The 25,747-nt window shown below is 70.7% G+C and carries 25 protein-coding genes; 9 read left to right on the top strand and 16 right to left on the bottom strand.

Features of this window, described 5'->3' with window-relative positions; translation table 11 throughout:
• Nucleotides 1-15: 15 nt before the first annotated feature.
• Nucleotides 16-1,176, bottom strand: a complete 1,161-nt coding sequence (gene purM / locus ACW5DW_RS15975; protein ID WP_457020244.1) for a phosphoribosylformylglycinamidine cyclo-ligase — start codon at nt 1,174-1,176, stop codon at nt 16-18.
• 61 nt (nt 1,177-1,237) lie between these two features.
• On the opposite strand from purM, the gene ACW5DW_RS15970 reads away from it, so the two are divergent.
• From ACW5DW_RS15970 to hda, 3 genes are read left to right on the top strand one after another with little or no spacing between them, the layout of a single operon-like run.
• The gene (locus ACW5DW_RS15970) at nt 1,238-2,293 is read left to right on the top strand and encodes a DUF2066 domain-containing protein (protein WP_457020243.1); all 1,056 of its coding nucleotides are present in this window, start codon (nt 1,238-1,240) and stop codon (nt 2,291-2,293) included.
• Nucleotides 2,294-2,311: 18 nt separating this feature from the next.
• Nucleotides 2,312-3,523, top strand: coding sequence for an AI-2E family transporter (locus ACW5DW_RS15965; RefSeq protein ID WP_457020242.1), 1,212 nt, complete (start codon nt 2,312-2,314; stop codon nt 3,521-3,523).
• A gap of 6 nt (nt 3,524-3,529) precedes the next feature.
• A complete protein-coding gene (gene hda, locus ACW5DW_RS15960) occupies nt 3,530-4,243 on the top strand; it encodes a DnaA regulatory inactivator Hda (protein ID WP_457020241.1) in 714 nt (237 codons plus the stop codon).
• A 6-nt stretch (nt 4,244-4,249) separates the two neighbouring features.
• Here hda and murU read toward each other — a convergent pair whose 3' ends face one another.
• On the bottom strand, nt 4,250-4,954 hold the full coding sequence (murU, locus tag ACW5DW_RS15955; RefSeq protein ID WP_457020239.1) for an N-acetylmuramate alpha-1-phosphate uridylyltransferase MurU: 705 nt from the start codon (nt 4,952-4,954) through the stop codon (nt 4,250-4,252).
• 13 nt (nt 4,955-4,967) lie between these two features.
• Nucleotides 4,968-5,984, bottom strand: coding sequence for an aminoglycoside phosphotransferase family protein (locus ACW5DW_RS15950; RefSeq protein WP_457020238.1), 1,017 nt, complete (start codon nt 5,982-5,984; stop codon nt 4,968-4,970).
• A 71-nt stretch (nt 5,985-6,055) separates the two neighbouring features.
• Between ACW5DW_RS15950 and ACW5DW_RS15945 the strand changes: the two genes are divergently transcribed.
• The gene (locus tag ACW5DW_RS15945; RefSeq protein ID WP_457020237.1) at nt 6,056-7,456 is read left to right on the top strand and encodes a mannose-1-phosphate guanylyltransferase/mannose-6-phosphate isomerase; all 1,401 of its coding nucleotides are present in this window, start codon (nt 6,056-6,058) and stop codon (nt 7,454-7,456) included.
• 196 nt (nt 7,457-7,652) lie between these two features.
• Here ACW5DW_RS15945 and ACW5DW_RS15940 read toward each other — a convergent pair whose 3' ends face one another.
• The 8 genes from ACW5DW_RS15940 to cysG form a co-directional block, all read right to left on the bottom strand.
• The gene (locus ACW5DW_RS15940) at nt 7,653-8,696 is read right to left on the bottom strand and encodes a sulfate/molybdate ABC transporter ATP-binding protein (RefSeq protein WP_457020338.1); all 1,044 of its coding nucleotides are present in this window, start codon (nt 8,694-8,696) and stop codon (nt 7,653-7,655) included.
• Between the two features lie 186 nt (nt 8,697-8,882).
• On the bottom strand, nt 8,883-9,740 hold the full coding sequence (cysW, locus tag ACW5DW_RS15935; protein WP_457020235.1) for a sulfate ABC transporter permease subunit CysW: 858 nt from the start codon (nt 9,738-9,740) through the stop codon (nt 8,883-8,885).
• Complete coding sequence (gene cysT / locus ACW5DW_RS15930; RefSeq protein ID WP_457020232.1) at nt 9,733-10,599, bottom strand: sulfate ABC transporter permease subunit CysT; 867 nt, start codon at nt 10,597-10,599, stop codon at nt 9,733-9,735. The genes cysW and cysT overlap by 8 nt, the downstream gene beginning before the upstream one ends.
• Before the next feature lie 220 nt (nt 10,600-10,819).
• Nucleotides 10,820-11,836 carry a sulfate ABC transporter substrate-binding protein gene (locus ACW5DW_RS15925; RefSeq protein WP_457020230.1) on the bottom strand — a complete coding sequence of 339 codons (1,017 nt, stop codon included), beginning with the start codon at nt 11,834-11,836 and terminating at the stop codon, nt 10,820-10,822.
• A gap of 20 nt (nt 11,837-11,856) precedes the next feature.
• Entirely contained in the window at nt 11,857-13,332 is a 1,476-nt protein-coding gene (locus ACW5DW_RS15920; RefSeq protein WP_457020229.1) for an OprO/OprP family phosphate-selective porin, read from the bottom strand.
• 88 nt (nt 13,333-13,420) lie between these two features.
• Nucleotides 13,421-13,621: a DUF2292 domain-containing protein gene (locus ACW5DW_RS15915; protein WP_457020227.1), complete on the bottom strand. Its 201-nt coding sequence runs from the start codon at nt 13,619-13,621 to the stop codon at nt 13,421-13,423.
• 27 nt (nt 13,622-13,648) lie between these two features.
• Nucleotides 13,649-14,626, bottom strand: a complete 978-nt coding sequence (gene cysK / locus ACW5DW_RS15910; protein ID WP_457020226.1) for a cysteine synthase A — start codon at nt 14,624-14,626, stop codon at nt 13,649-13,651.
• 31 nt (nt 14,627-14,657) lie between these two features.
• Nucleotides 14,658-16,139, bottom strand: coding sequence for a siroheme synthase CysG (gene cysG, locus ACW5DW_RS15905; RefSeq protein ID WP_457020224.1), 1,482 nt, complete (start codon nt 16,137-16,139; stop codon nt 14,658-14,660).
• A gap of 218 nt (nt 16,140-16,357) precedes the next feature.
• Between cysG and ACW5DW_RS15900 the strand changes: the two genes are divergently transcribed.
• Entirely contained in the window at nt 16,358-17,341 is a 984-nt protein-coding gene (locus tag ACW5DW_RS15900) for a LysR family transcriptional regulator (protein ID WP_457020223.1), read from the top strand.
• Between the two features lie 76 nt (nt 17,342-17,417).
• On the opposite strand, the gene ACW5DW_RS15895 is transcribed toward ACW5DW_RS15900, so the two are convergent.
• Both ACW5DW_RS15895 and ACW5DW_RS15890 read right to left on the bottom strand, forming a co-directional pair.
• Nucleotides 17,418-17,630, bottom strand: a complete 213-nt coding sequence (locus ACW5DW_RS15895; protein WP_457020221.1) for a hypothetical protein — start codon at nt 17,628-17,630, stop codon at nt 17,418-17,420.
• A 135-nt stretch (nt 17,631-17,765) separates the two neighbouring features.
• Nucleotides 17,766-19,079 carry a serine hydrolase domain-containing protein gene (locus ACW5DW_RS15890; RefSeq protein ID WP_457020220.1) on the bottom strand — a complete coding sequence of 438 codons (1,314 nt, stop codon included), beginning with the start codon at nt 19,077-19,079 and terminating at the stop codon, nt 17,766-17,768.
• A gap of 195 nt (nt 19,080-19,274) precedes the next feature.
• Between ACW5DW_RS15890 and ACW5DW_RS15885 the strand changes: the two genes are divergently transcribed.
• The gene (locus ACW5DW_RS15885; protein ID WP_457020219.1) at nt 19,275-20,306 is read left to right on the top strand and encodes an NAD(P)-dependent alcohol dehydrogenase; all 1,032 of its coding nucleotides are present in this window, start codon (nt 19,275-19,277) and stop codon (nt 20,304-20,306) included.
• A gap of 21 nt (nt 20,307-20,327) precedes the next feature.
• Here ACW5DW_RS15885 and ACW5DW_RS15880 read toward each other — a convergent pair whose 3' ends face one another.
• Nucleotides 20,328-21,503 carry a diguanylate cyclase gene (locus ACW5DW_RS15880; protein ID WP_457020217.1) on the bottom strand — a complete coding sequence of 392 codons (1,176 nt, stop codon included), beginning with the start codon at nt 21,501-21,503 and terminating at the stop codon, nt 20,328-20,330.
• 214 nt (nt 21,504-21,717) lie between these two features.
• On the opposite strand from ACW5DW_RS15880, the gene ACW5DW_RS15875 reads away from it, so the two are divergent.
• Nucleotides 21,718-22,497, top strand: coding sequence for a ThuA domain-containing protein (locus ACW5DW_RS15875; protein WP_457020215.1), 780 nt, complete (start codon nt 21,718-21,720; stop codon nt 22,495-22,497).
• On the opposite strand, the gene ACW5DW_RS15870 is transcribed toward ACW5DW_RS15875, so the two are convergent.
• Complete coding sequence (locus ACW5DW_RS15870) at nt 22,478-23,308, bottom strand: polysaccharide deacetylase family protein (RefSeq protein WP_457020214.1); 831 nt, start codon at nt 23,306-23,308, stop codon at nt 22,478-22,480. The two genes, ACW5DW_RS15875 and ACW5DW_RS15870, sit on opposite strands and share 20 nt — an antisense overlap.
• A gap of 184 nt (nt 23,309-23,492) precedes the next feature.
• On the opposite strand from ACW5DW_RS15870, the gene ACW5DW_RS15865 reads away from it, so the two are divergent.
• Nucleotides 23,493-24,632: an MFS transporter gene (locus tag ACW5DW_RS15865; RefSeq protein WP_457020212.1), complete on the top strand. Its 1,140-nt coding sequence runs from the start codon at nt 23,493-23,495 to the stop codon at nt 24,630-24,632.
• A 145-nt stretch (nt 24,633-24,777) separates the two neighbouring features.
• Nucleotides 24,778-24,960, top strand: a complete 183-nt coding sequence (locus ACW5DW_RS15860) for a hypothetical protein (protein WP_457020211.1) — start codon at nt 24,778-24,780, stop codon at nt 24,958-24,960.
• A gap of 143 nt (nt 24,961-25,103) precedes the next feature.
• On the opposite strand, the gene ACW5DW_RS15855 is transcribed toward ACW5DW_RS15860, so the two are convergent.
• Entirely contained in the window at nt 25,104-25,667 is a 564-nt protein-coding gene (locus tag ACW5DW_RS15855) for a DUF2242 domain-containing protein (protein ID WP_457020209.1), read from the bottom strand.
• Between the last annotated feature and the right edge of the window lie 80 nt (nt 25,668-25,747).

Genomic DNA, 25,747 nt, shown 5'->3' with positions numbered 1-25,747 from the left:
CCCCATTCCCCGCGCTCAGCCGATGCGCACGCGTCCGTCGTCGCGTGCGGCGACGACCTCGCCGATGCGCCAGTGCGCCAGCCCCAGCCGCGCCAGTTCGCCGCCCAGCGCGGCCACGGCGTCGCGATCGACCAGCAGCACGAAGCCGATGCCGCAGTTGAAGGTGCGCCACATTTCCTCGCGCGCGACGTTGCCCTCGCGCTGCAGCCACTCGAACACCGGCGGCAGGGTCCAGGACGCGGCATCGATGTCCACGCCCAGCCCGTCCGGCACCACCCGCACGATGTTCTCGGTCAGGCCGCCGCCGGTGATGTGGGCCATGGCGTGGACGGCCGGGCCGTGCGCGCCGCGCAGCAGTCCCAGGATCGGCTTGACGTACAGGCGGGTCGGCGCCATCAGCGCGTCGGCCAGGCTCACGCCGCCGACGTCGAGCGAATCCGGGCGCCCGGCGCGGTCGTAGATGCGCCGGATCAGCGAATAGCCGTTGGAGTGCGGGCCGCTGGAGGCGATCCCGACCAGCACGTCGCCTTCGCGCACCGATGCGCCGTCGCGCAGCTCGGACTTCTCCACCGCAGCCACGCAGAAGCCGGCCAGGTCGTACTCGCCGGGCGGGTACATGTCCGGCATTTCCGCCGTTTCGCCGCCGATCAGCGCGCAACCCGACAGCTCGCAGCCCCTGGCGATGCCGCCCACCACGGCGACCGTGGTGTCCACGTCGAGCTTGCCGGTGGCGAAGTAGTCGAGGAAGAACAGCGGTTCGGCGCCCTGCACCAGCACGTCGTTGACGCACATGCCGACCAGGTCGATGCCGATGGTGTCGTGGCGGCCCAGCTGCTGGGCCAGCTTGAGCTTGGTGCCCACGCCGTCGGTGCCCGAGACCAGCACCGGTTCACGGTACTTGCCCGACAGGTCGAACAGCGCGCCGAATCCGCCCAGCCCGCCCATCACCTCGGGCCGGAAGCTGCGCCTGACCAGCGGTTTGATGCGTTCGACGACTTCGTTGCCCGCGTCGATGTCGACGCCGGCGTCGCGGTAGGTCAGGCCGGGGGAGGCAGGGGGAGGGGTGGTCACGGTGCGCAGCTCGGCCGGGCGGCCCGCGATTCTAGCAGCCGGGGGCGGCTCGGCCGGCCCCGGCGGGAGGGCGGGGGCAACCGTGCAGGGGCTTTGTGGCACCATTTCGCAACGCTGGGCTGCGGTGAAGGATTGTCGGATGCGATTGGCTGTGCGGGGTGCGTGGATGATCGGGTGGGTCGGGCTGGCGCTGCTGCTGGCGGCGCCCGCGGCTGCGCAGCGCGTGGAGGGCGACCGCGCCAACGCGGAAGGCCTGTACGAGGCGGAGGTGCCGGTGCGCACCCAGGCCGAGGCCGAGCGCACGGCCGGCCAGGCGCGCGCGCTGGCGCAGGTGTTCGCCAAGCTGTCCGGCGATCGCAGCATCACCAGCCGCCCCGGCGTGGCCCAGGAACTGCGCCGCGCGGCCGACTACGTCGACGGTTTCGACTACCGCCAGGACGAGAGCATCGGCGCCAGCGGCGCGCCGAGCTTCCGCACCATGCTGGTGGTGCGCTTCGTGCCCGAGGCAATCGATGCCCTCGCCGCAGCGCTTGGCCTGCCGGTGTGGCCGCAGCCGCGGCCCAAGCCGGTGGTGTGGCTGGCGATCGATGACGGCAAGGGTCCGCGCCTGGTCGGCCTGCAGCAGAGCAACGCGGCGCGGCCGCTGCTGCAGCGGGCGATCGAGCGCGGCTACCGTCTCGGCCTGCCTACGGGCAGTGCTGCCGAACAGGCTGCGGCGGCTGCGATCTGGCGCGGCGACACGGCCGCCATCGCGCGGCTGTCATCGCGCTACAACCCGCCGATGCAGCTGGTCGGCAAGCTCTACCGGGATGGAGCGGGCTGGAAGGCGGACTGGATCTTCGTCGACAACGGCCGCGTGCTGTCGCGCTGGTCCGAGTCGGAGGGCGACGCCCGCCGGCTGATGGCCACCGGCGCCGACGGCGCGGCCGACGCACTGATCAAGCGCTACGCAAAGGCCACGGCCCCGTCCGATCCGGTGGTGCAGCGCATCGTCTTCACCGGGCTGCGCGGTGGCGGGGATTACCTGCGGCTGTCGGCCGCGCTGCAGCGCATGTCGGTGGTGCGGGCAATCCGTCCGACGCTGGCCAGCGGCGACCGCCTCGAGGTCGAGCTGGACCTGCTGACCGGCATGGCCGGCTTCCGGCGCATGGTCGACGAGGCCGTGCTGCTCGAGGTCGAGGGCGGCGACGAACTGGCCGCGCCGGTCTTCCTGCTGCGCTGACCCTACGGAGCCGCACCGATGCAAGACACTCCCGCGACCGTCGACATCGCGCGCTTCCTCAGGCGCCTGCAGTGGGGCCTGGTCGCCTTCGCGGTGCTGTGGCTGATCGCGTTGCTGGGGCCGATCCTCACTCCGTTCGTGCTGGCCGCCCTGCTGGGTTGGCTGGGCGATCCGCTGGTCGACCGGCTCGAGGAATCCGGACGCTCGCGACCGGTGGCGGTGACCCTGGTCTTCGTGCTGATGGTGATGCTGGTGGTGCTGGTGGTGCTGATCCTGGTGCCCATGATCGAGGACCAGGTGGTGACCCTGGTCAATGCGCTGCCGGAGTACCGCGACTGGTTCATGCGGACCGCGTTGCCGTGGCTGGAGGCGCGCACCGGCATCGAGATCACCACTTGGCTCGACCCGCAGCGGCTGATCGAGCTGGTGCGCTCGCATTGGGCGGAGGCCGGCGGCGTGGCGACCACGGTATTCGGCTACCTGTCCAGCTCGGGCTTCGCCTTCGTGGCCTGGATGATCAACATCGTGCTGGTGCCGATCCTGACCTTCTACTTCCTGCGCGACTGGGACCTGCTGGTCGAGCGGGTGGCCGCGGTGATCCCGCGCGACCACATCGACACGGTCTCGCGGCTGGCGCGCGAGTCCGACGAGGTGCTCGGCGCGTTCCTGCGCGGCCAGTTCATCGTGATGCTGGCCCTGGGCGCGATCTACGCGATCGGGCTGTCGGTCGTGGGGCTCAAGCTCGGCCTGCTGATCGGCATCATCGCGGGCCTGATCAGCTTCGTGCCCTATCTGGGCGCGGCCGTCGGCATCGTGCTGGCGGTGCTCGCGGCGCTGGTGCAGGCGCAGGGCTTCGACCTGCAGCTGCTGGTGCTGGTGGGCGTGGTGTTCACCGTCGGCCAGCTGATCGAGAGCTACATCCTCACCCCGCGCATCGTCGGCGACCGCATCGGCCTGCATCCGGTGGCGGTGATCTTCGCGATCATGGCTGGTGGGCAGCTGTTCGGCTTCGTCGGCATGCTGATCGCGCTGCCGGTGGCGGCGGTGGGCAACGTGCTGCTGCGCTTCGCCCACGAGCGCTACACGCAGAGCCGGCTGTATGCGGGCGACGGTCCGAAGATCGTGCTCGAAGGCCAGCGCTCGGCGGGTGGCATCGTGCTCGAGGACGACATCGGCGACGCCCCCGACGCCCCCGACGGCCGCGGCGACCGCGACGACCGCGGCGCCTGAACGGTGATGCAGGCCGCCTCGCCGCAGCTGCCGCTGGCGTTGCGCTATCCGCCCGACCAGCGCCTGGAGACCTTCCACGCGCGCGACGCCTCGCTGGTCGCGCAGCTGCGCGCCTTCGCCACCGGTACCGGTAGCGACCGCGCGCTGCTGCTGGCCGGGCCCGCCGGCACCGGCAAGAGCCATCTCGCCCTGGCGGCTTGCGCGGAAGCGGATGCCGCCGGGCAGCGCGCCGGCTACCTGCCGCTGGCCAGCGCGGCCGGGCGCCTGGACGAAGCGCTGGAGTCGCTGCACGCGCTCGACCTGGTCGCACTGGATGGCGTGGAGGCGGTGGCCGGCAACCGCGACGACGAGGTCGCGCTGTTCCACTTCCACAATCGCATGCATGACGCCGGCCGGCGCGTGCTCTACACCGCCCGCGCCACGCCCGATGCGCTGGGGCTGCTGCTGCCCGACCTGCGCTCGCGGCTGGGGCAGTGCACGCGCCTGGTGCTCGAACGGCTGGACGATGAAGGCCGTGGCGAAGTGCTGCGCCTGCGCGCGCAGCGCCGCGGCCTGCAGGTTGACGCGGCCGCGATCGACTGGCTGCTGCGCCACGCCGACCGCGACCTGTCCGGCCTGACCGCCCTGCTCGACCGTCTCGACCGCGCCTCGCTGGCCGCACAACGACGCATCACCGTGCCGTTCCTGCGCGAGGTGCTGGGCGCGTCGGGCCAGGGCTGACGCGTTTCAGGCGGCGCCGAGCGTCGCATCCAGCTGGGCCAGCCGCTGCGGGGTGCCCACGTCGGTCCACGCGCCGGGATGGTGCTCGCCGGTGGCCGTGTCGCGCCGCATCGCCGCGCGCAGCAGCGGCGCAATGCGGAACCGCGGCGGCGTGGCATCGACGCCGGGCACTTCGCCGATCACGGCGCGCCAGTCGCGCAGCAGTCGCGGACGGTAGACGCCGATGCCGGAGAAGGTGAGGCGCTGGCCGTCGTCGTCGCGCAGGCGCCCGTCGGGCTGCAGCACGAAATCGCCCTGTGGGTGGTGCGGGGGGTTGTCGACCATCACCAGGTGCACGTCGCCGGCGGGTTCGCGCGGCAGGCGCGCGAAGTCGAAGTCGGTCCAGATGTCGCCGTTGACGGCGATGAACGGCGCCTCGCCCAGCCACTCCAGCGCCCGCAGCATGCCGCCGCCGGTTTCCAGCGGCACCGGGCCTTCATCGGAATACGCGATGTGCAGGCCAAACGCCGCGCCGTCGCCGAGCGCGGCGGGAAACTGCGCCGCCAGCCACGAGGTATTGACCACCACCTCGCGCACGCCGGTCGCGGCCAGGCGCTCGAGGTGCCAGGCGATCAGCGGCTTGCCGCCGACGCGCAGCAGCGGCTTGGGCGTGGTGTCGGTCAGCGGACGCATGCGCTCGCCGAGGCCGGCGGCGAAGATCAGGGCCTTCATGCCGATGCGCCGTTCATGCGGTTGCGGCGCCGGCGCTTGCCATCGCCGCGCGCACGCGCGCGTCGATGAGCGCGGCCAGCGGCGCCAGCTGCGGGTGGCACGGCAGCACGGCGTCGAGATAGGCGATGAAGCGCGGCGCGTCGGCGATGTATTTGGGCTTGCCGTCGCGATGCTTCAGCCGCGCGAAGATGCCCAGCACCTTGAGGTGGCGATGCACGCCGATCAGGTCCAGGTCACTGCGCCACTGCGTCAGCGGCGGCACCGGCAGGCCGGCGCGCGTGGCCAGGGCGTGGTAGCGGCCGTGCCAGTTGGCCACGCGCGAGTCGGGCCAGCTGGCGAACGCGTCCTTGAACAGGCAGGCCGGGTCGTAGGCGATCGGGCCGCGCACCGCGTCCTGGAAATCGAGGACGGCGACATCGTCGCCGCAGGGCATCAGGTTGCGCGGCATGTAGTCGCGGTGCACCAGCACCTGCGGCTGGGCGAGCGCGGATTCGACCAGCACGCGGTAGACCTCGTGCAGCTGCGCGCGCCGGGCTTCGTCGAGTTCGATGCCCAGGTGCACGCCGAGGAACCACTCGTCGAACAGCCGCAGTTCGCGCAGCAGCAGGGCCTCGTCGTAGGCGGGGAAGCCGTCGGGCAGGTCGATCGACTGCAGGTCCACCAGGCGCGCCATGGCGATATCGAACAGGGCGTCGGCGTTGCCTTCGTCCATGACGTGCAGATAGGTGTGCACGCCGAGGTCCTCGAGCAGCAGGAAGCCTTGCGCCAGGTCCTGCGCGATGACCGCCGGCACCCGCAGCCCGCCGGCCTGCAGCAGGTCGCGGATCGCCAGCCAGGGACGCACGTCCATCAGCTCCGGTGGCGCATCCATCAGGATCAGGCTGGGGCTGCGCCCGGTGCTGCGCCAGTAGCTGCGGAAGTCGGCATCGAACGACGCGCGCTCCAGGCCGGTGTCCGGCTCCGACAGCGCGGTGCGTATCCAGTCAATACGTTGCTGGTCGCGATCAAGCGTGGCGGTCGTTGCGACCATGGGTTCTCCTGCAGGGCGGCTGGCGGCGGGGCAAAGGGTAAACTGCCGCGCATTCCCTAGCGAGAGATGGCATGAAACTGCAGCCGGTATTGTTGTCGGGCGGATCGGGGACGCGGCTGTGGCCGCTCTCGCGCGAGGCCTACCCGAAGCAGTTCCTGGCGCTGGCCGGCGAGCATACGATGCTGCAGGACACGTGGCGCCGGGTCGCGCCGCTGGCCGCAACCGCGCCGATCGTGGTCGCCAACGAGGAACACCGCTTCCTGGCGGCCGAGCAGCTGCGGCTGGTTGGCGTCGAGCGCGCCGACATCGTGCTCGAACCGGTCGGGCGCAACACCGCGCCGGCGATCGCCGCGGCCGCGCTGCAGGCGATGGCGGGCGGCGAGGATCCGCTGCTGCTGGTGCTGCCGTCCGACCACGTCGTGCGCGACGAGGACGGCTTCCGCGCTGCGGTGCGCGCCGCCATGCCTGCGGCCGAGGCCGGCGCGCTGGTCACCTTCGGCATCGTGCCTTCGGCGCCGGAAACCGGCTTTGGCTATATCCAAGCCGGCCCCGGCGAGGGTGTGCGCCCGGTCCTGCGGTTCGTCGAGAAGCCCGATGCAGCGACCGCGGAGGCTTATGTCCAGGCCGGCGGCTATTTCTGGAACAGCGGCATGTTCCTGTTCCGTGCCTCGCGCTACCTGGCCGAACTCGAGCGCTTCCGCCCGGACATGCTCACGGCGGTGCGCCAGGCTTTCGACGCCGCCACGCGCGACGGCAATTTCATCCGCCTCGACCGCGAAGCCTTCGCCGCCTGCCCGTCGGACTCGATCGACTACGCGGTGATGGAGAAGACCGCTGACGCGCGCGTGCTGCCGGTGGACTTCGGCTGGAACGACGTCGGCTCCTGGTCGGCGCTGTGGGACGTGAGCGAGCACGACGGCGCGGGCAACGCCCACCACGGCGACGTGATCGCGGTCGATTCGCGCAACAGCTATGCGTATGCGCGGCGCCTGGTGGCGCTGGTCGGCGTGGACGACCTGGTGGTGGTGGAAACCGACGACGCGGTGCTGGTGGCGCACAAGGACCACGTGCAGCAGGTCAAGGACGTGGTGGCGAAGCTCAAGTCCGACCAGCGCAGCCACGCGGTGCTGCATCGCGAAGTGCATCGTCCCTGGGGCAGCTACGACTCCATCGACCAGGACGAGGGCTTCCAGGTCAAGCGGATCAAGGTCAAGCCGGGCGCCCGCCTGTCGCTGCAGTCCCACAAGTGCCGCGCAGAGCACTGGATCGTCGTGCGCGGCACCGCGCGCGTGACCCGCGACAACGACGTGTTCGAACTTCACGCCAACCAGTCGACCTACATCCCGCTGGGCGCGAAGCACCGGCTGGAGAATCCCGGCACCGAGATGCTCGAACTGATCGAAGTGCAGTCGGGCAGCTACCTGGGCGAGGACGACATCGTCCGCTACGAGGACGTGTACGGCAGGTCATAGGGTCAGCGTGAGATCTGTCATTTCGACCGCAGGGAGAAATCTGCCATCCGGACGATGAAAGCAGGTTTCTCCCTGCGGTCGAAATGACAACCTGATGGTCAAGTCAGAACCCGGCGGTTGAATGACAACTGCCTGGCCGGAAAGACAGCCAGCTCGCGGATCCCGCGCGACCGCACGCCGCCCGGATCCGCCCTGCTCAAGCCGGATAGATGCGGTGCCGCTGCACGCGCACGCCGATCGCGTCGCCGGGTGCGGGCGGACGCGCGTCCGGCGAGGCCACCAGGTCGATCTCGAGATTGCGCGGCTGCCCGGCCAGCGCCAGCTCCAGGGTGATGCGGCCGGCGTGGTGCTGGACCGTCGCAACCCGCGCATCCAGGCCTTCGCCGGGCGCAGCCGGCAGCGCGTCGTGCGGCCGCAGGTGCAGCCTGGCCGGTCCGTCGGCGAGGCCGGCGGCCTCGAACGACGCGGACTGTCCGTCCACCAGGAAGCGCCCGGCCTCGACCCGGCCCTCCACCACGCTGGCGCGGCCGATGAAGTCGAACACGTAGGCCGAGGCGGGCGCGTCGTAGATCTCGCGCGGCGTGCCGGCCTGTTCGATGCGGCCGTTGCGCAGCACCACCACGCGGTCGGCCAGCTCCAGCGCCTCGTCCTGGTCGTGGGTGACGAAGACGGTGGTCTGCCCGGTCTGGTCGTGCAGGCGCCGCAGCCAGCGGCGCAGCTCGATGCGCACCTTGGCATCCAGCGCGCCGAACGGCTCGTCCAGCAGCAGCACGGTCGGGTCGATCGCCAGCGCGCGCGCCAACGCCACGCGCTGCTTCTGCCCGCCCGACAGCTGCTCCGGATAGCGGTTGCCGTGTTCGGGCAGCTGGATCAGCGCCAGCAGCTCGTCCACGCGCCGGCGGATCGTGGCGCGGTCAGGCCGGCGGCGGCGCGGCCGGCTGCGCAGGCCAAAGGCGATGTTCTCGGCCACGGTCATGTGCCGGAACAGCGCGTACTGCTGGAACACGAAGCCGACGTTGCGCTCGCGCAGGCTGAGCTGGGTGGCGTCGGTATCACCGAAGCGCACGCGGCCACCGTCGGCCGGCAGCAGGCCGGCGATCACGCGCAGCAGGGTGGTCTTGCCCGAGCCCGACGGGCCGAGCAGGGCGACCAGTTCGCCCGCGCCGATGTGCAGGTCGACCTTGTCGAGCGCGATGGTCGCGCCGTAGCGCTTGTCGACGCCCTCGATCCGCAGGTCCACGCCGTGGCCGTTGCTGTCCATGGCGCGATGATCGTCGATCGCCCCGCCATCCGCCCGTGAATCCGGCACTGGCGCGCCGCCGTCCGGCGAGCGCGGCAGGCGGGTCTGTGGCAGGTTTTCATCGATCAGCAGCATGCGGGTGTTTCCGGGGCAATGGATGGGGTCATCGGTGCGGGCGTGCCTGGTTCAGTGCCTGCGACGGGACTGCGCGAGTCCGTCCGCATGCCGCGCCTCCAGCCAGAACTTCAGCACCAGCGTCACCAGCGCCAGCCCGGCCAGCAGGGACGACACCGCGAACGCGCCGGTGCTGTCGAACTCGTTGTAGAGGATCTCGATGTGCAGCGGCAGGGTGTTGGTCAGGCCGCGGATGTGCCCGGACACCACCGACACCGCGCCGAACTCGCCCATCGCGCGCGCGCCGCACAGCAGCACGCCGTACAGCAGACCCCACTTGATGTTGGGCAGGGTCACGCGGAAGAACATCGTCCAGGCGTTGGCCCCGAGCGAGCGCGCCACCACCTCCTCTTCGCTGCCCTGCTGCTGCATCAGCGGCACCAGCTCGCGCACCACGAAGGGAAAGGTGATGAACAGCGTCGCCAGCACGATGCCCGGGCGCGCGAACAGGATCCTGATCTCGTGTTCGCGCAGGAACTCGGCGAACCAGCCCTGCGAGCCGAACAGCAGCACCAGGCACAGGCCCGCGACCACCGGCGACACCGCGAACGGCAGGTCCACCAGCGCCAGCAGCACGCGCTTGCCCGCGAACTCGAAGCGGGTCAGCGACCAGGCCGCGAACACGCCGAACACGGCGTTGACCGGGATCACGATCGCGGCGGTGAGCAGGGTGAGCTTGAGCGCGGCGATCGCGTCGGGCGTGGTCAGCGCCGCCCACCAGGTGGAGAAGCCTTCGCCGAACGCCGACAGCAGCACCATCAGCAGCGGCAGCACCACCAGCAGCAGCATCGACAGCACCGCGCCGCCGATCAGCAGCCTGCGCAGCCACGGCGGCGTGTCCAGCCCCTGCGCGGAATGCACGTTAGCCATCCTGGCGGCTCCTGCGCTCGTGCCGGAACAGCAGCGGGATCAGGTTGATCGCCAACAGGCAGGCGAACGAGGCCGCCAGCATCAGCGCCGCCAGCGCAATCGCGCCGTTGTAGTCGTATTCCTCCAGGCGGATGGTGATCAGCAGCGGCGCGATCTCGGTCCGGTAGGGCTTGTTGCCGGCGATGAAGATCACCGAGCCGTACTCGCCCAGGGCCCGCGCAAAGGCCAGCGAGAATCCGGTCAGCAGGGCCGGCAGCAGTTCGGGCAGCACCACCCGGCGCAGCGTGGTCAGGCGCGAGGCGCCGAGCGAGGCCGCGGCCTGCTCCTGGTCGTAGCCAAGCGATTCGAGGATCGGCTGCACCGTGCGCACCGCGAACGGCAGGCCGATGAAGACCATGGCGATGACGATGCCGGCCAGCTGGTAGGCGATCTGGATGCCGAGCGGCTCCAGGTAACGGCCGATCCAGCCGTTGGGCGCGTAGATCGCGGTCAGTGCGATGCCGGCCACCGCAGTGGGCAGGGCGAACGGCAGGTCGACCAGCGCATCGAGCAGGCGCCGGCCGGGGAAGCGGTAGCGCACCAGCACCCAGGCCACGAGCGCGCCGACCACCAGTGCGATCAGCGCGGCGACGAAGGCGGTGCCGAAGCTCACCTTCAGCGCCGCCTGCACGCGCGGGTCCTGGATCGCGCGCAGCCAGCCGGCGCTGCCCAGGCCTGCGGCGCGGAAGGTCAGCGCCGCCAGCGGCAGCAGCACCACGACGCCCAGCCAGGACATGCCCAGGCCCAGGCTCAGTCCGAAGCCGGGGAGGGGACGTCGCCAGCGCGGACGCGGGAGGGAGGGGAGTGCGAGGGTGCTCATGGGTCCGGCTGTGGGCGGTGTGGTTTGCGTGGCTGCGGATTGGCGGCCGGGAGGCGGAGGGTGGCAAAGTTCCCGGGGGAGATCTCTCACTTCGTTCGAGATGACAATTTAAGGATTGCGGGACAATCTCGGGTCGGACCGGTCGAAAGCCCTGCTAGCGCAGCGAGGGATCTGCTGTTGCCGGGGATCTCTCACTTCGTTCGAGATGACAGCTTGTGCATCACTGCGGCTGGTAGATCCGGTCGAAGAAGCCACCGTCGCCGAAGTGCAGCTGCTGCGCCTTGGCCCATCCGCCGAACGCCTCGTCGATGGTCACCAGCGGGATCGGCCTGAAGTGGGCGGTGGCGCTGGCCGGCACCAGGTCCGGGCGCGACGGGCGATAGTGGTGCTTCGCCGCGATGCGCTGGCCATCGGCGCTGTACAGGTGCTGCAGGTAGGCCTCGGCCAGCTTCTGCGTGCCGCGGCGGGCGACGTTGCCGTCAACCACCGCGACGGGGGGCTCGGCCTTGATGCTGAGGCTGGGATAGACGATCTCGAACTTCGCCGCCGTGTCGCCATCGGCCAGGGCCAGCAGCGCCTCGTTTTCCCAGGCCAGCAGCACGTCGCCCATGCCGCGCTCGACGAAGGTGGTGGTCGAGCCGCGCGCGCCGGTGTCCAGCACCGGCACGTTGGCGAAGAGCTTCTTCAGGTAATCCACCACCTGGTCGCCCTTGCGGTACTCGCGCGAAGCCCAGGCCCAGGCGGCCAGGTAGTTCCAGCGCGCGCCGCCCGAGGTCTTGGGGTTGGGCGTGATCACGGCGATCCCGGGCTTGGCGAGGTCGCCCCAGTCGACGACCTGCTTCGGGTTGCCCTTGCGCACCAGGAACACGATGGTCGAGGTGTAGGGCGAGCTGTTGTTGGGCAGGCGCGCCTGCCAGTCCTTGGCCAGCAGGTCGGTGTTGTTGGCGATCGCGTCGATGTCGGCCGACAGCGCGAGCGTGACGACGTCGGCTTCCAGGCCGTCGATCACCGAGCGCGCCTGCTTGCCCGAGCCGCCGTGCGAGGCGCGCACGATCAGGGTCTGGCCGGTATCGGCCTTCCATTTGGCGGCAAAGGCGGTGTTGAACTCGGAGTAGAGCTCGCGGGTGGGGTCGTAGGACACGTTGAGCAGTTCGACATCCTGTGCGCTTGCCGACCCGGCCAGGGTGGCAAGGCCGAGGACCACGGCACCGAGGATGCGCTTGGCGGTTGTGTGCATGGGGATCATCCGGAAAGGGGTCAGAAGGAGAACTGGGCGCGGGTGAAGAAGGTCTTCTCGTCTTCGCGGTCGCCGCCCGCGGCGCCGCCATCGAAGTCCGCCTGCGCGTAGTTGGCCACCAGCTTGAGGTTGTTGTTGAGGTACCAGTTCAGGCCGACGGTCCAGGCCGTGGCCCGGCTGGCCGCGCTGCCGGGATCGGCATACAGCGGGAAGGCCGCATCGTCGATGTCCAGCCGCCCGTAGCGCGTGATCAGTTCGAACGCGCCCCAGCCGTCGTCACCCGGGGCGAAGGGGTGGTTGGGTTTGACGCCGCGATAGGCGGCCTTCTCGCCGGTCAGCACCCAGCTGCCGAGCAGCTGCCAGGCGCTGTGGTCGAGCGCGGCGCGCGCGCCCGTGGCAGTGTCCAGCACGTCCTGGCTGGAGCGGATGTACTCGCCCAGCAGCCCAACCGGCCCTGCGTACCAGTAGGCCTGCGGCGACCAGCGCGCGTGCGTGCCATCGGCGGCTGCGCTGGCGCGGTAGCCGAAAAAGGTCGCCTGCCCGGGCGTGCGGTAGCGCGGCAGGAAATTGTTGCCGCTGCCGTGCTTGTCGCCCGTGCTGGCGCCGATGCCGAAGCCCAGCCCCGACAGTGCGCCGTCGCCATCCTTCCAGGGTTCGAAGAACAGGCGGCCGGCGACTTCGAAGTCGTTGTCAGGGTTGGTTGTGGGACTGTCGCGGCCGTCCACCGCGCCGTTGTAGACGCCAAGCACGTAACCCAGCTTCGAGTCGGCCACGCTGCCCTGCAGCTGCACGCCGATGTCGCGATTGGGCGCGATCTCAGAGGGCAGGCCGCGCTCGACGAAGCCCAGCGCGCTGCTGCTCTGCAGCCGCTCCAGGCCGACCGGCAGGGTCGACTTGCCCAGTCGCAGCGTGGCGGCCGGGCTGAACTTCAGGTCGACCCAGGCATCGACGATGCTGGCGCTGTCGCCGGCGAACTCGGGGGTGAGGCGGAAGCCGACCAGATCGCCCCAGCTGCCCTCCAGCGTCGGCCGCAGCACGCGCCAGAGGAAGGTGTCGTTGTGCGCGATCGCGTCGTCGCCGATGAAGAAGCGGCCGTCGCCCTGCGCCAGCACGCCGAGCTTGAGCTGGGCCTTGCCGTCGGCGCTGCGGATCGAGGCGCCCTTGTCGGTGGACAGCGTGATCTCCGGGGCGGGCGGCTTCGCGGCCGGCGGCGGCGCGGCCGCCACGGCGGTGGCCTGGCGGTCGCGCTCGTCGAGCCCGGTTTCGATTGCGCGCAGGCGGCGCTCGAGTTCGGCCAGTTCAGGATGCGCGGGGCTATCGGCCGGCGCGATGCCGAGCCTGCGCTCGACGATGCGCAGACGTTCGGCGATCTGCTCGGGCGTGGGCGCGGTTTCCTGCGCCAATACCGCGGACGACAGCAGCGCCAGGCTCAGCGCGAGGGCGGTGCGGCGCGGCAACAGGTGTCTTGTAGGTGGGGATGGTCTGGACAAGCGCATGGCGTTTCCTCGGGTGTCGCTGGGGAAGCGCCTCCGGTCGTCCGGTCGGCACGGTGGAAGGGAGGTGGCAGGAACAGCGGCTGCGGCATCAATCGCCGAGCCGCAGCTTCTGGCTGCGCGTGATCTGCACGATCCGCGAGGAGTGCACGACCACCTCGACCTGGCCGTAGGACAGGTCGCGGACGGCGTCGAGCACGGCGCGTTCGGCATCGCTGATCCGGTAGCCGTCGCCGCGATCGGCGGCGACGGGGGGAACCGGGTCAAGGGGTGGAGTGGGGAATCGACTCATCGTGGCGATGCCCGTGCTGGGTGGGTGTCAGGCGGCGTCGCGCGCGCCTTCGACGCCGGCCAGCCACTCGTCGTCGGAGCCTTCGTTGACCCCGGCGAACAGCGGCGTGGAGAAGTAGCGCTCACCGGTGTCGGGCAGGGTCGCCAGCAGGACCGAGCCTTCCGGCGCATTGGCAGCGACCTTGAGCGCGGCGGCCACGGTGGCGCCGGAGGAGATGCCGACGAACACGCCTTCCTCGGTGGCAAGCCGGCGCGCGGTGTCCAGCGCTTCGTCGTCGGTCACCGGCAGCAGCTCGTCGTGCACGGTGCGGCTGAGCACTTCGGGCAGGAAGTCCGGGGTCCAGCCCTGGATCTTGTGCGGCGCCCACTCCTTGCCGCCGAGCAGCGAGGCCCCGACCGGTTCGGTGGCGATGATCTTCACTTCCGGGCGCGCGACCTTGAGCACCTCGCCCACGCCCGTCAGCGTGCCGCCCGTGCCCCAGCCGCTGACGAAATAGTCCAGGCGCCGCCCGGCGAAGTCGCGCAGGATCTCGGCTGCCGTGGTCTGGCGGTGGTAGGCCGGGTTGGCCGGGTTGGTGAACTGCGAGGCAAGGAACCAGCCATGCCTGTCTGCCAGTTCCTTCGCCTTTTTCACCATGCCGGTGCCGCGCTCGGCGGCCGAGGTGAGGATCACCTTGGCGCCGTAGGCGCGCATCAGCTTGCGGCGCTCGATCGAGAACGTCTCGGTCATCACCGCCACGAAGCGGTAGCCGCGTGCTGCCGCCACCTGCGCCAGCGCCACGCCGGTGTTGCCGGAGGTCGCTTCGACGATGGTGTCGCCGGGCTTGAGCACGCCGCGCTGCTCGGCATCGAGCACGATCCCGATCGCGAGGCGATCCTTGACCGAGCCGCCGGGATTGAATGATTCGACCTTGGCGTACAGCGTGACGTGCTTGGGCGCGATGCGGTGCAGCCTGACGATCGGGGTATCGCCGATGGTGTCGAGGATGCTGTCGTAGATGGCCATGGTGTGTGCCTCGTTGTCGTGAGTGGAACGGTCAGGCAGCGTCCGCGAGCGGGACGTCGGGCGTGCCGAGCGGAGCGGCGCCGAACCAGTGCAGGGCACCCGCCAGCCCGGCGACTTCGCCGACGATCAACAGCGCAGGCGACTGTACGGCGTGGTGCCTGGCGAGGTGTGACAAATCGGTTAGGCGCCCGTTGACCACGCGTTGCTGCGGGCGCGTGCCGTTCTCGATCAGGGCGAACGGCGTGTCCGGCGCGCGTCCGTGCGCGATCAGCTGCGCCTGCACGGTGTCGAGCCGCGACACGCCCATGTAGAACGCCAGCGTCTGCCGCTCCTGCGCCAGCGCAGGCCAGTCGAGCGTGTCGTTCCCGTCCTTGGCGTGGGCGGTGACCAGGCGCACCGACTGCGCGTGGTCGCGGTGGGTCAGCGGGATGCCGGCATAGGCGGCGCAGGCGGCCGCGGCGGTGATGCCGGGCACCACCTCGTAGTCGATGCCGGCCGCGCGCAGCGCCTCCAGCTCCTCGCCGCCGCGGCCGAACACGAACGGGTCGCCGCCCTTGAGCCGGACCACGCGCCTGCCCGCGGACGCGTGCTCGACCAGCAGCGCGTTGATGCCGTCCTGCGGCACCGAGTGGTGCCCGGCGCGCTTGCCGACCTCGATGCGCTCGGCATCGCGTCGCGCCAGGTCCAGCACTTCGGCGCTGACCAGGCGGTCGTAGAGGATCACGTCGGCCTCGTTGAGCAGGCGCAGCGCGCGCAGCGTCAGCAGGCCGGCATCGCCTGGGCCGGCGCCGACCAGCGCCACCTGTCCCCGCTGCCCCGGGTCCAGCGGCGAACCCGGCTCGGGCTTGCCGCCTGCATTGGCGGCTGGCTTCAGCAACGAGTCGAGCAGCCGCTCCGCCTCGATATGCCGGCGCCTGCGCAGCAGGCCCTGCAGCGGGCCCGACAGCAGGCGTTCGAAGCCGCGGCGGCGCGCGGCCAGGTCCGGCCAGCGCGCGACGATGCGCTGGCGGTGCCGCGCCAGCAGCCCGGCCAGCGTGCCGAAGGATTCATCGAACTGGGTTTCCAGCCGCTCGCGCACCAGCCGCGCCAGCATCGGCGCGCCGCCGCCGCTGGAAATCGCGATCTGCAGCGGGCCGCGCTCGACCCGTGCCGGCAGGTGCACGCGCGCCAGCGCCGAGTCATCGACCACGTTCACCCAGATGCCACGTGCTTCACCGGCTTCGGCGACCGCGCGATTCACCTCGGCATCGTCGGTCGCGGCGATGGCCAGCCAGGCGCCATCCAGCCAGGCCGCTTCGAACACGCCCGCAAGATGTTCGATGCGCCCGTCGAGGGCCTGCGCCGCCAGCGCCGGCTCCAGCGCCGGGGCGCCCACCCGCACCAGCGCGCCGGTGTCGTGCAGGGCCTCGACCTTGCGGACCGCCACTGCGCCGCCGCCCACGACCAGCACCCGGCGGCCGCGCAGGTCGGCGAACAGGGGGAACAGCCTGGCGGTGGAGGATGAGTCGGGCATCGGCACGGAAAGCGGGCTTGTGAGCTGGCGACGCTAGCGACTGCCGGGGCGCCTGAGGAAATGGCGACGGGTGCTGCGCTTATTCCGGCAGGGCATAAGCGACTGCCGGCGCGGCGTGGACAGCCCGCATGGGCGCGGCTATGATCCGGCCTTCCATCTTTCCATCATGATGAAAGGATGAAGTTGCGGCGGAAACCAGCGCCGCGCGGACTCGCGCCATGACCCTTACCCAGCTGCGCTACCTGGTCGCGATCGCCGATTCAGGGCTCAACATCACGCTTGCCGCCGAACGCGTGCACGCCACCCAGCCGGGCCTGTCCAAGCAGCTCAAGCAGCTCGAGGACGAGCTGGGCTTCCAGCTGTTCGTGCGCCGCGGCCGCAGCCTGGACTCGATCGCCCCGGCCGGCGAGCGCGTGCTCGAGCACGCACGCCGGATCCTGGCCGAGGCGGGCAACATCCGCAGCTATGCCGCCAACGAGCGCGGCGAGTACAGCGGCCGCCTGCTGCTGGCCACCACCCACACCCAGGCGCGCTACGTGCTGCCGCCGGTGATCGCGGCGATCCGCCGCGAGTTCCCGCGCGTGGACGTCGACCTGCAGGCCGCCAGCGACGCCGAGGTCCTGCAGCACCTGCACGATGGCGCCGACCTGGCCTTGATCAGCACCGCTGGCGGCACCCCGCCCGGCGGGCTGCCGGTGCCGCTGTACCGCTGGCGGCGCGTGCTGCTGGTGCCGCTGGCGCACCCGCTGGCCGAGCTGCAGCGCGCGCCGACGCTGGCCGAACTCGCGCGGCATCCGCTGATCAGCTACGAATCCTCGACGCGCGGCGATTCCTCGATGCGCCGCGCCTTCACCGCCGCCGGGGTCGAGCCGCAGATTGCGATGACCGCGCGCGATGCCAACCTGATCAAGACCTACGTGCGCGCCGGCCTCGGCGCCGGCCTGCTGGCGGAAATGGCGGTGGGGCCGCGCGAGGACGACGACCTGCGCATCCTCGAGGCGCCGGCCGAGATTCCCGAGTGCATCACCTGGGCCGTGATCCCGCGCGGCCGCGTGCTGCGCGAGTACGCCCTGGCGCTGCTGCACGGCGTGGCGCCACAGCTCGACCGGCGCGACCTGCGTCGCGTGCTGGAAGGAAACCTCGATGCGGACTGGCCGCTGCCGCCGACCTGGCGGGAACTGAGCCAGGCGATCACGATCTGAGGCTGCCTGGACGGGCAGAGCCAGGCGAAGATGCGCCAGGCCGCGCGATTGCGAGCTGGGCCGATCGCTTCGCCCCTCAGTCTTGCACCACCGAGATATAGGCGCCCGTGCTGCCGACCTGGAAGGTGTCGTTGTCCACCCGCCGCACCGGCGTGCCGTCGGCGAGCGTGTAGACAATCCGCGCCGCACCATGGTCCGGATCGTCCTTGCCCTGTTCCGGACCCTCGAGGCGCTGGATCACCTTGTGCCGGTTGCCGGCTTCGTCCTGCGCGTAAAGCGTCTGCGTCATGCCTGATCCTCCGTGGGTCGGGGCAGCATCAACGCTAACGACGCCGTCGAAGGAACGCGTGAAAAAAGCACGACCGTCGCGTTAAGTGCAGCCGCTCCGCGAATCGACAGGCTGCGCGTCGCACTGGCAACGCCGCTACGGTGCAGCCGTTGCCTTGCCCGCGGCGGACGCCGTAGGACTCCGGTGGTAGACGGCGTCGCGGAAGCGCTTGTGCAGGTCGGTGCCGCCGGGCGGGATGGATTGCGTGAACAGCACCGCGACGATGTCGTTCGCCGGATCCACCCAGAACAGCGTGTTGGCATAGCCGTCCCAGAAGAACTCGCCGACCGCCCCCGAAGCCTCTTCGGCATTGGCCGGGGGCGAGTGCCGCACCGCGAAATCGATCCCGAAGCCGACCTGGCCCTTGCCCGGCAGCCACGAACGGTCGCTGACCTCCGCCGGCAGCATGTCGGTGGCCATCAGCGCAACCGTGTCCGCGTCCAGCACGCGCGCGCCGTCGAAGCTGCCGCCGTCGAGCAGCATGCGGCCAAAGCGCATGTAGTCGTCGAGGGTCGAGACCAGTCCGTAGCCGCCGGGTGCGGCCAGGGTCCATTCCCGGTAGGCGTTGTCGAGCGCGGGCGAGTCGGGCAGGCGGGTGAACCCGCCGTCGGCGTACTCGTACATCGCCGCCATGCGTCCGCGCCGATCTTCCGCGACGTGATAGCTCGTCTCGCCCATGCGCAGCGGCTCAAGCACGCGCTCGCGCACCAGCTGCGCGTAGGGCTTGCCGGCCAGCACTTCGGCCAGCCGCGCCTGCACGTCGACTGAAATTCCGTACAGCCAGCGCGTGCCGGGCTGGTAGGCCAGCGGCAGCGCGGCAAGGCGCGCGGACATCTGGGCCAGGCTGATGTCGCGCGAATCCACGCCCGCCTCGCGGAACAGCCGCGCCGGCGTGTCGTCCTCGAACGACGCGGCGAAACCGGCGGTATGGCGCAGGATGTCGCGCACCAGGATCGGCCGCTCCGGCGCGACCAGGATCGGCTTGCCGTTCGCATCCTCGCCAGCATGCACCTGCACCGCGGCGTACTCGGGAAGATAGGTCGACAGTGGCTCGTCCAGATCGAACAGGCCCTCCTCGTGCAGCGACATCAGCACCACGCCGGTGACCGGCTTGGTCATCGAATACACCTGCGCCAGTGTGTCGCGCGCCATCGGTCGCCCGGCCTCCCGGTCGGCCATGCCGAAGGCGCCGAAATAGACCTCGCGTCCGCGCTCGTGCACCAGCGCCGACACGCCGACGGCGCGGCCTTCCTCGACGATCTCCTGCAGTACCGCGTCGATGTGCGTGGCGTCGACGACCGGCGCGCGCTGTACGTCGGCGGATGCAACGTCCGCGGCGGGCGCGATGTCCGCATTGGGTTGGCAGGCGGCAAGCAGCAGGCCCAATACGGCCGCCAGACGGATTTTCATGCAGGATTCCCCGGAAAGATGTCGGCAAACGCCTCGCGACGATCGCCGCACGAGTATGCGGCCCGGCCACGCATCGCTCCCGCTGCAGCGCAGCGTCGATGCAGATGCAACCATCGGGAGGTTGGAGCGGGCCAGGTGACGGCAGGTTGTGCATGCCGGGTCCATAGTGGACGGCCCCTTCCAACTGGAGCCGCCATGAAGGCCGTCCGCTTCATTGCCCCCGGCAGGCCCGCCGAGGTCGTCGACCTGCCCGAACCGCGTCCCGCAGCGGGCGAGATCCTGCTGAAGATCGGCGGCGCCGGCGTCTGCCATTCCGACCTGCATGTGCTCGAACAGGGCCTCGGCTTCGAGGGGCCGTTCACCCTTGGCCACGAGAATGCCGGCTGGATCGCCGCGCTCGGCAGCGGCGTGGAAGGCTGGAAGGAGGGCGACCCCGTCGCCGTGTACGGGCCGTGGGGCTGCGGGCGCTGCCGCACCTGCCAGGGTTCGGCGGAAAACTACTGCGAAAACCACGCATCGATCCCAGCCTTTGGCGGCGGCCTGGGTGCCGATGGCGGCATGGCCGACTACATGCTGGTGCCGTCGCCGCGCCTGCTGGTGCCGCTGTCCGGGCTGGACCCGGTGGACGCGGCGCCGCTGAGCGATGCCGCGCTCACGCCCTACCACGCGATCAAGCAGGCGCTGCCGATGCTCACGCCCGACGTGCACGTGGTGGTGATCGGCATCGGTGGCCTCGGCCACATGGCGGTGCAGCTGCTGCAGGCCACCTGCGCGGCGGAGGTGATCGCCTGCGACCTGGACGACGACAAGCTCGCACATGCGCGCGAGATGGGCGTGCGCCATACCATCAACACCGGCGATGCCGATGCGGCGTTCGAGCAGATCCGCGAGATCACCGGGCCGCGCGGCGCGCGCGTGGTGCTGGACATCGTCGGCGCGCAGCCGACCGTGGACCTGGCCGCGCGCATCGTCGGCCGCGACAGCCGCATCAGCATCATCGGCCTGGGCGGCGGTGTGCTGCACTACGCGGCCAACCAGCCGCCGTACGGCTGCCAGGTGAGCGTGCCGTACTGGGGCACGCGCACCGAACTGATGGAGGTGATCGCACTGGCCGCGAGCGGTGCGATCCATCCGTTGATCGAACGCCACCGGCTGGAAGACGCGCCCAAGGTCTACGAGCGCCTGCAGGCGGGCAAGGTCAGGGGCCGGGCCGTGCTGGTGCCCTGAGTCGACGTGCCGCCGGCGCGCTCAGGCCGGATCGGCGAGCGCGCGGGTGGGTGCCCGCGCATCGCTCGCACGCACCACGCGGTTGCGGCCGCGCAGCTTGGCTTCGTACAGCGCCTGGTCGGCGCGCAGCACCAGTGGCTGTGCCTGGGTGCCGTGGTCGGGACAACCGGCCACGCCGATCGACAGCGTGGTGCACATCGACTGGCCCGCTGAAACCACCTGCAGCGACTCGAAGGTCGCGCGCAGTTCCTCGGCCATGTCCAGCGCTTCGGCCACCGGCGTGCCGGGCAGCAGCATCAAGAACTCCTCGCCGCCGTAGCGGCAGGCGATCAGGCCGTCGTCGCGCACGCGCTCGCGCAGCAGGTCGGCCAGGCGCCGGATCATCTCGTCGCCGGCCGGATGGCCGTAGGTGTCGTTGATGCGCTTGAAGCGGTCGATGTCGATCAGCACCAGGGTCAGCGGCACGCCGGACTGGGTGCAGCTGGCCAGCTCGCGCTCCAGTGCATCGTCCAGGAAACGGCGATTGTGCAGGCCGGTGAGCGGATCGCGCTCGGCCTGTTCCTGCAGCTGCGACTGCAGACTGGTGATCTCGGCCAGCTGCTTGCCGAGCTGCCAGCGGCTGTCGCGCAGCTTGATGCCGCGGCGATGGGCGTCGTTGGCGAAGAACAGCAGGTAGGCGGTGAGCAGCACGATGCACAGCAGCGAGGTGTGCAGCTCGGTGTGCGGCCGGAATTCGAGCCCGTTCACCAGCGCCACCACGGCCGCGCCGGCAACCAGCGAAGCGATGCCCTTCCACATCCCGGGCACGCCCATGAAGATCACCACGTTCAGGCACACACCGACGAAGAGCGTGAAGCTGATCCACAGCGGCAGGCCCCAGACCGCGATCCAGGCGCCCAGCAGCACGCCGTCGAGCAGCAGGTTCTGCAGCTCCGCGCGCAGCGGATCGGGCGAGCGCGCGGCGCGCCAGTACACCAGCTGCGGATAGACCAGCAGCTGCAGCGCCAGCAGCGTCCACATCAGCGGACCGGCCTGCAGGTAGGCCAGGTGGGGGCCGAGCACGAACAGGCCGAGCGCAAAGAACAAGGACCGGTTGCGCCGGTTGAGCGTGACGACCCAATGGAGCTTGCCAGCGTGCACTGCATCCCCCCCTGTCTGCCGCGAGTCTTCGATCGCTGCGGCGCATGGATGTTCCATGCGGATCAGTATTGTAACGGGGCATCGCACGTGAGCGGGACGACGAAGCCCGGCGACCCCTGGCGCTGCCGGTCCGTGATTCCCGGTGCCGTCGCCGGCGTGGTCACGATGGCGCGGGGGCCGCAACCGGGGTGGGACAGATTGGGCGAAGCGCTATCACAGCCGGCCGCGAAGGTGCCGCGAAGACCGTATCGCGGCTGGCTATCATGCGGGCATGAAGAAGATCCTGATGCTGTGCGCGCTTGCGCTGCTGCTGCTCCCGTCCCCGCCGGTGCTGGCACAGGGCCAGTTCCGGGTGCTGGTGGTGGCCGCCCCCAACCGCTACCACCATGACTACACGGTGGTGGCCAAGCCGCGCCTGGAGCAGATGGCGCGCCAGCACGGCTTCGACCTGGACTGGAGCTGGAACACCACGCCCTTCGATGGGGACCTCTCCGCGTACGCCGCGGTGATGCTGCTCAACACGCCCGGCGATGAGCTGGCGAAGGGCCAGCGCGGCGCGCTCGAGGCCTACGTGCGCGCAGGCGGCGGGGTGGTGGCGGTGCATCGCGCGCTGATCTTCAACCCGCCGGGCGACTGGCCGTGGTTCGAGCGCATGATCGGGCGCGCGTTCCGTATCCATCCGATGGTGCAGACCGCGACGGTGCGGGTGGAGGATGCGTCCTTCCCGGCCACCTTCGGCCTGCCCGCGCGCTGGATCTGGAGCGACGAGTGGTACGAGTTCGACGCGCCCCTGGTCGAAGGACTGCACACCGTGCTGTCAGTGGACGAGTCCAGCTACGACCCGACCCGCATCTGGCCGGGGCAGGTCGCGCGCGGCATGGGCAGCGAGCACCCGGTGGCCTGGTACCACGCCTACGACGGCGGCCGCGTGTTCGTCACCGCGCTGGGCCATCCGCCGGCGGCCTATGACGATGCGGCCTACCTGCAGCACCTCTACGGCGGGCTGTGGTGGGCGGCAACCGGCCGCGGCGTCAGCGCGACGGCGGACTGACCGCCTCGCCGCGCTGTTCGCGCAGCCAGCGCATCTGGTTGCGGAAGGTGTCGGTCCAGTAGAGCTCGCGGTTGTCGGCGAGGAAATCGAGCAGTTGCTCGTGCGCCTGCGCACTGATCGACAGGTGGTCGCCGCCGATGCCGTGGAAGGTGAAGTTGACCATCGTGCCGCGCCGGCCCGCCTCCTCGACCAGTGCGATCAGCTCATCGCCGCTCGCGTCCACCGGCGCGGTCACCGGCACCGCGGACGGATCGAGGGTGCGCATGTCCGGCACGATCGCGCCGCCGACCATCTTGATGCCGAGGAAGAGATCTCCGACTTCGGCGATGTAATCGCCATCGCTTGCCATGCGGTCGCCGCAGGGCGCGGTGAAGGTGAACTCGCTGCTGCCGTCGATGGCGTGCAGCATGGTGTTGGCGACCTGCAGTTGGGCGCGCATCTGCGCCACCGTGGTGGCGTCGAGGTCCTGCGCCGGCTGCACCCACTCGCGCCCCGGCCCCCGCGCCGAGCACTGGTGGAACAGGCTGTGGTTGCCCAGCTCGTGGCCGTTGCGGGCAGCCGCGCGCCATGCCTCGAGCCGTTCGCGCATGGGCTCCGCAGCCAGGGTCAGGTAGAAGCTGCCCTTCAGTCCGTGCCGGTCGAGCGCCGGAATCGCCACGTCCAGCTGCGTGGGCAGCGTGTCGTCGTAGGACAGGCTGACCGCCGCGCGCTGGCCCTGTGGCCAGGCAAAGGCGCCGTCGTCCGCCGCCGCGCCGGTGCTTGCCAGTGCCAGTGCCGCGCAGGCCAGGCCGATCCGAAGTGCTGAGCGCATCATGTTCCCCCGTTGCATTCCCCGAAGGGCGCATGGTGCCGCAGATGGCCACCCGCCGCGCGCCCGACGCCGCCGTCGGGCGGGCCACGGTCGTGCCGGCGGATTGCTGCATCGCATGCGCAGGCATTCCGCGCGGCGCGGCGCGCGGTTATCGTGGCCGGTTCCCCGCACCCCGGTGTCCCCCTTGTCCCCCGATCCACGACGCGCGCAGCAGCGCGCGACCCGCGCCGCCTTCTTCATCCCCGGTTTCGTCATCGCCACCTGGGCGCCGATCGTGCCCTTCGCCAAGCTGCGCGCCGGGCTGGACGATGCGCAGCTGGGCCTGGTGCTGCTGTGCCTGGGCCTCGGCTCGCTGGGGGCGATGCCGCTGGCTGGCGCGCTGGCCGCACGCCAGGGCTGCCGCCGGGTGATGCTGGCCGCCTCGCTGCTGATGCTGGCGCTGCTGCCGCTGCTGGCGGTCGTGTCCGATGCCTGGCAGCTGGGCGGCGTGCTGCTGCTGCTCGGCGCTTCGATGGGCGCGATGGACTGCACCATGAACATCCAGGCGGTGGTCGTCGAGCGCGAAGCCGCGCGGCCGATGATGTCGGGCTTCCACGCCTTCTACAGCATCGGCAGCCTGGCCGGCGCGGTGCTGGTGACGCTGATGCTGGGCGCGGGCGCTCCGGTCATCGCGGCAACGCTGGCGGTTTCTGCGCTGGTGCTGCTGCTGGCGGGCGTGTCGTCCGGCGCCTGGCGCGGCGAACGCGCGCCGGGTGGCTCGGCGGTGTTCGCGCTGCCGCGCGGCGTGGTGCTGGGCATCGGCCTGGTGTGCTTCGTGAGCTTCCTGGCCGAAGGCGCGATGCTCGACTGGAGCGCGGTGTTCCTGCACGAGGTCAAGGGCGTCGAGCTGGAGCGCGCGGGCTGGGGCTTCGTGGTGTTCAACCTGGCCATGACCGCGACCCGGCTGGCCGGCGACGGCGTGGTGGCCCGGATCGGCCGCGTGCGCACGGTGCTGGTCGGCGGGCTGGTGGGTGCCTCGGGCCTGGCGCTGGCGATGCTGGCGCCCGATCTCGGCACCGGCCTGGCCGGCTATGCGCTGCTGGGCGTGGGCTGCGCCAACATCGTCCCGGTGATGTTCACCCTGGCGGGCGAACAGACCCGGATGCCCGGCCACCTGGCGATCCCGGCAGTCACCACCCTGGGCTACGCGGGCGTCCTGGCCGGGCCGGCCCTGATCGGCTTCGTCGCGCAGGGCGCCTCGCTCACCACGGCGCTGCTGCTGGTGGCGCTCGCACTGGCCATCGCCGCCACGCTGGGCTCGCACATCGGGCGCCGCAGCGGCTGATTCGTGCGCTGCGGCACGCTGTCACCAGACCTTCTCGAATCGGCAACGAGATATTGACGTTGCGCCGCCTAGGATGCGCGACCCGCAGACGGCGGAAGCATCCACGAGAGGTGTGCCGGTGACCCACGCCAGTACCAGGATTGAAGTGAAGCCCGACATAGAAGGTGGCTGGGCGGTGACACGGGACTGCATCATCGACGGCTACTTCGTCGACATCCGTGCCGCGAACGATTACGCCAGCGCCTGCGCAAAGCGTGCGCAGCGTGCCGGCATCACGGTGAGTCTGCAGGTCGCAGCGGCGCAGCCGTCGTCCACCGAGGCCGCGTAGCCTGCCAGCGGCGCGCAGGGTCCCGCATGCAGCGGAGATTTCTCCCTGCGGTCGAAATGACAGGATTCTGTGCGGCAGATCGCTCGCCTGTGTGCGGACAAGCGCGGCAACGCCCGGCCAGGACCATCAGCGGGAGCGCCGCCTCAGTACTGGTCGAGCAGCACCGGATCCGGCGGCGCTTCGGGTTCGGGCGGCGGCGCCGGGAGGGCCGATGGCGTTCCCGGCAGGTAAAAGCCGACGCGGTCGAACAGGCGCGTATAGAACTCCTGGTTCTGCACGGTATTGCTGCCCACGCGCACCAGGTTGGCGTTGCCGCCGCCGATCGGCACCGGCACCGAGAACGAGCCGATCATGCTCACGCCCAGGCTGGCCGAGCTGGACTGACCCTGGAGCGCGTAGCGCTCCTGCACCGCGTTGATGAACACGATCGCGCCGCCGTCCACCTGCGGCACGCAGGTCGCGCGCACGTTGAGCTGGGTGTGGATGTCGGACTCGGGCTGGAAGTGCTTGGACGCCTCAAGCGCCTCGGGCGCCATCAGCTTGATGATGTAGCCCTGTCCCAGCAGCGCACGCCGCGTCGCTTCGCAGGCCACGTCCGGCGCGACCGGATAGCTGCGCGCGTACGTGTCTTCGGCCCCGAACACCTCGCCCAGCGGCGGCGCCTGCGAGCGCAAACCGTTCGAGCCGCAAGCCGCCAGGGCGAGCACGGCAACGGCGACGAGGGCAATGGATCGGCGTGGCGGGGAGCTGCAGCGCATCGGGACGCGGTAGGCACGGAGAGGCGGGG

The sequence above is a fragment of the Luteimonas sp. A482 genome (assembly GCF_054072655.1).
Note: the sequence above shows the minus strand (reverse complement) of the source record. Positions and strands in the feature narration are given on the sequence as shown.

Coding starts and splice junctions, on each gene's coding strand:
- purM (WP_457020244.1), bottom strand. CDS start 1,176: ATGGTGCCACAAAGCCCCTGCACGGTTGCCCCCGCCCTCCCGCCGGGG.
- ACW5DW_RS15970 (WP_457020243.1), top strand. CDS start 1,238: ATGATCGGGTGGGTCGGGCTGGCGCTGCTGCTGGCGGCGCCCGCGGCT.
- ACW5DW_RS15965 (WP_457020242.1), top strand. CDS start 2,312: ATGCAAGACACTCCCGCGACCGTCGACATCGCGCGCTTCCTCAGGCGC.
- hda (WP_457020241.1), top strand. CDS start 3,530: ATGCAGGCCGCCTCGCCGCAGCTGCCGCTGGCGTTGCGCTATCCGCCC.
- murU (WP_457020239.1), bottom strand. CDS start 4,954: ATGAAGGCCCTGATCTTCGCCGCCGGCCTCGGCGAGCGCATGCGTCCG.
- ACW5DW_RS15950 (WP_457020238.1), bottom strand. CDS start 5,984: ATGGTCGCAACGACCGCCACGCTTGATCGCGACCAGCAACGTATTGAC.
- ACW5DW_RS15945 (WP_457020237.1), top strand. CDS start 6,056: ATGAAACTGCAGCCGGTATTGTTGTCGGGCGGATCGGGGACGCGGCTG.
- cysW (WP_457020235.1), bottom strand. CDS start 9,740: ATGGCTAACGTGCATTCCGCGCAGGGGCTGGACACGCCGCCGTGGCTG.
- cysT (WP_457020232.1), bottom strand. CDS start 10,599: ATGAGCACCCTCGCACTCCCCTCCCTCCCGCGTCCGCGCTGGCGACGT.
- ACW5DW_RS15925 (WP_457020230.1), bottom strand. CDS start 11,836: ATGCACACAACCGCCAAGCGCATCCTCGGTGCCGTGGTCCTCGGCCTT.
- ACW5DW_RS15920 (WP_457020229.1), bottom strand. CDS start 13,332: ATGCGCTTGTCCAGACCATCCCCACCTACAAGACACCTGTTGCCGCGC.
- ACW5DW_RS15915 (WP_457020227.1), bottom strand. CDS start 13,621: ATGAGTCGATTCCCCACTCCACCCCTTGACCCGGTTCCCCCCGTCGCC.
- cysK (WP_457020226.1), bottom strand. CDS start 14,626: ATGGCCATCTACGACAGCATCCTCGACACCATCGGCGATACCCCGATC.
- cysG (WP_457020224.1), bottom strand. CDS start 16,139: ATGCCCGACTCATCCTCCACCGCCAGGCTGTTCCCCCTGTTCGCCGAC.
- ACW5DW_RS15900 (WP_457020223.1), top strand. CDS start 16,358: ATGACCCTTACCCAGCTGCGCTACCTGGTCGCGATCGCCGATTCAGGG.
- ACW5DW_RS15895 (WP_457020221.1), bottom strand. CDS start 17,630: ATGACGCAGACGCTTTACGCGCAGGACGAAGCCGGCAACCGGCACAAG.
- ACW5DW_RS15890 (WP_457020220.1), bottom strand. CDS start 19,079: ATGAAAATCCGTCTGGCGGCCGTATTGGGCCTGCTGCTTGCCGCCTGC.
- ACW5DW_RS15885 (WP_457020219.1), top strand. CDS start 19,275: ATGAAGGCCGTCCGCTTCATTGCCCCCGGCAGGCCCGCCGAGGTCGTC.
- ACW5DW_RS15880 (WP_457020217.1), bottom strand. CDS start 21,503: ATGGAACATCCATGCGCCGCAGCGATCGAAGACTCGCGGCAGACAGGG.
- ACW5DW_RS15875 (WP_457020215.1), top strand. CDS start 21,718: ATGAAGAAGATCCTGATGCTGTGCGCGCTTGCGCTGCTGCTGCTCCCG.
- ACW5DW_RS15870 (WP_457020214.1), bottom strand. CDS start 23,308: ATGCGCTCAGCACTTCGGATCGGCCTGGCCTGCGCGGCACTGGCACTG.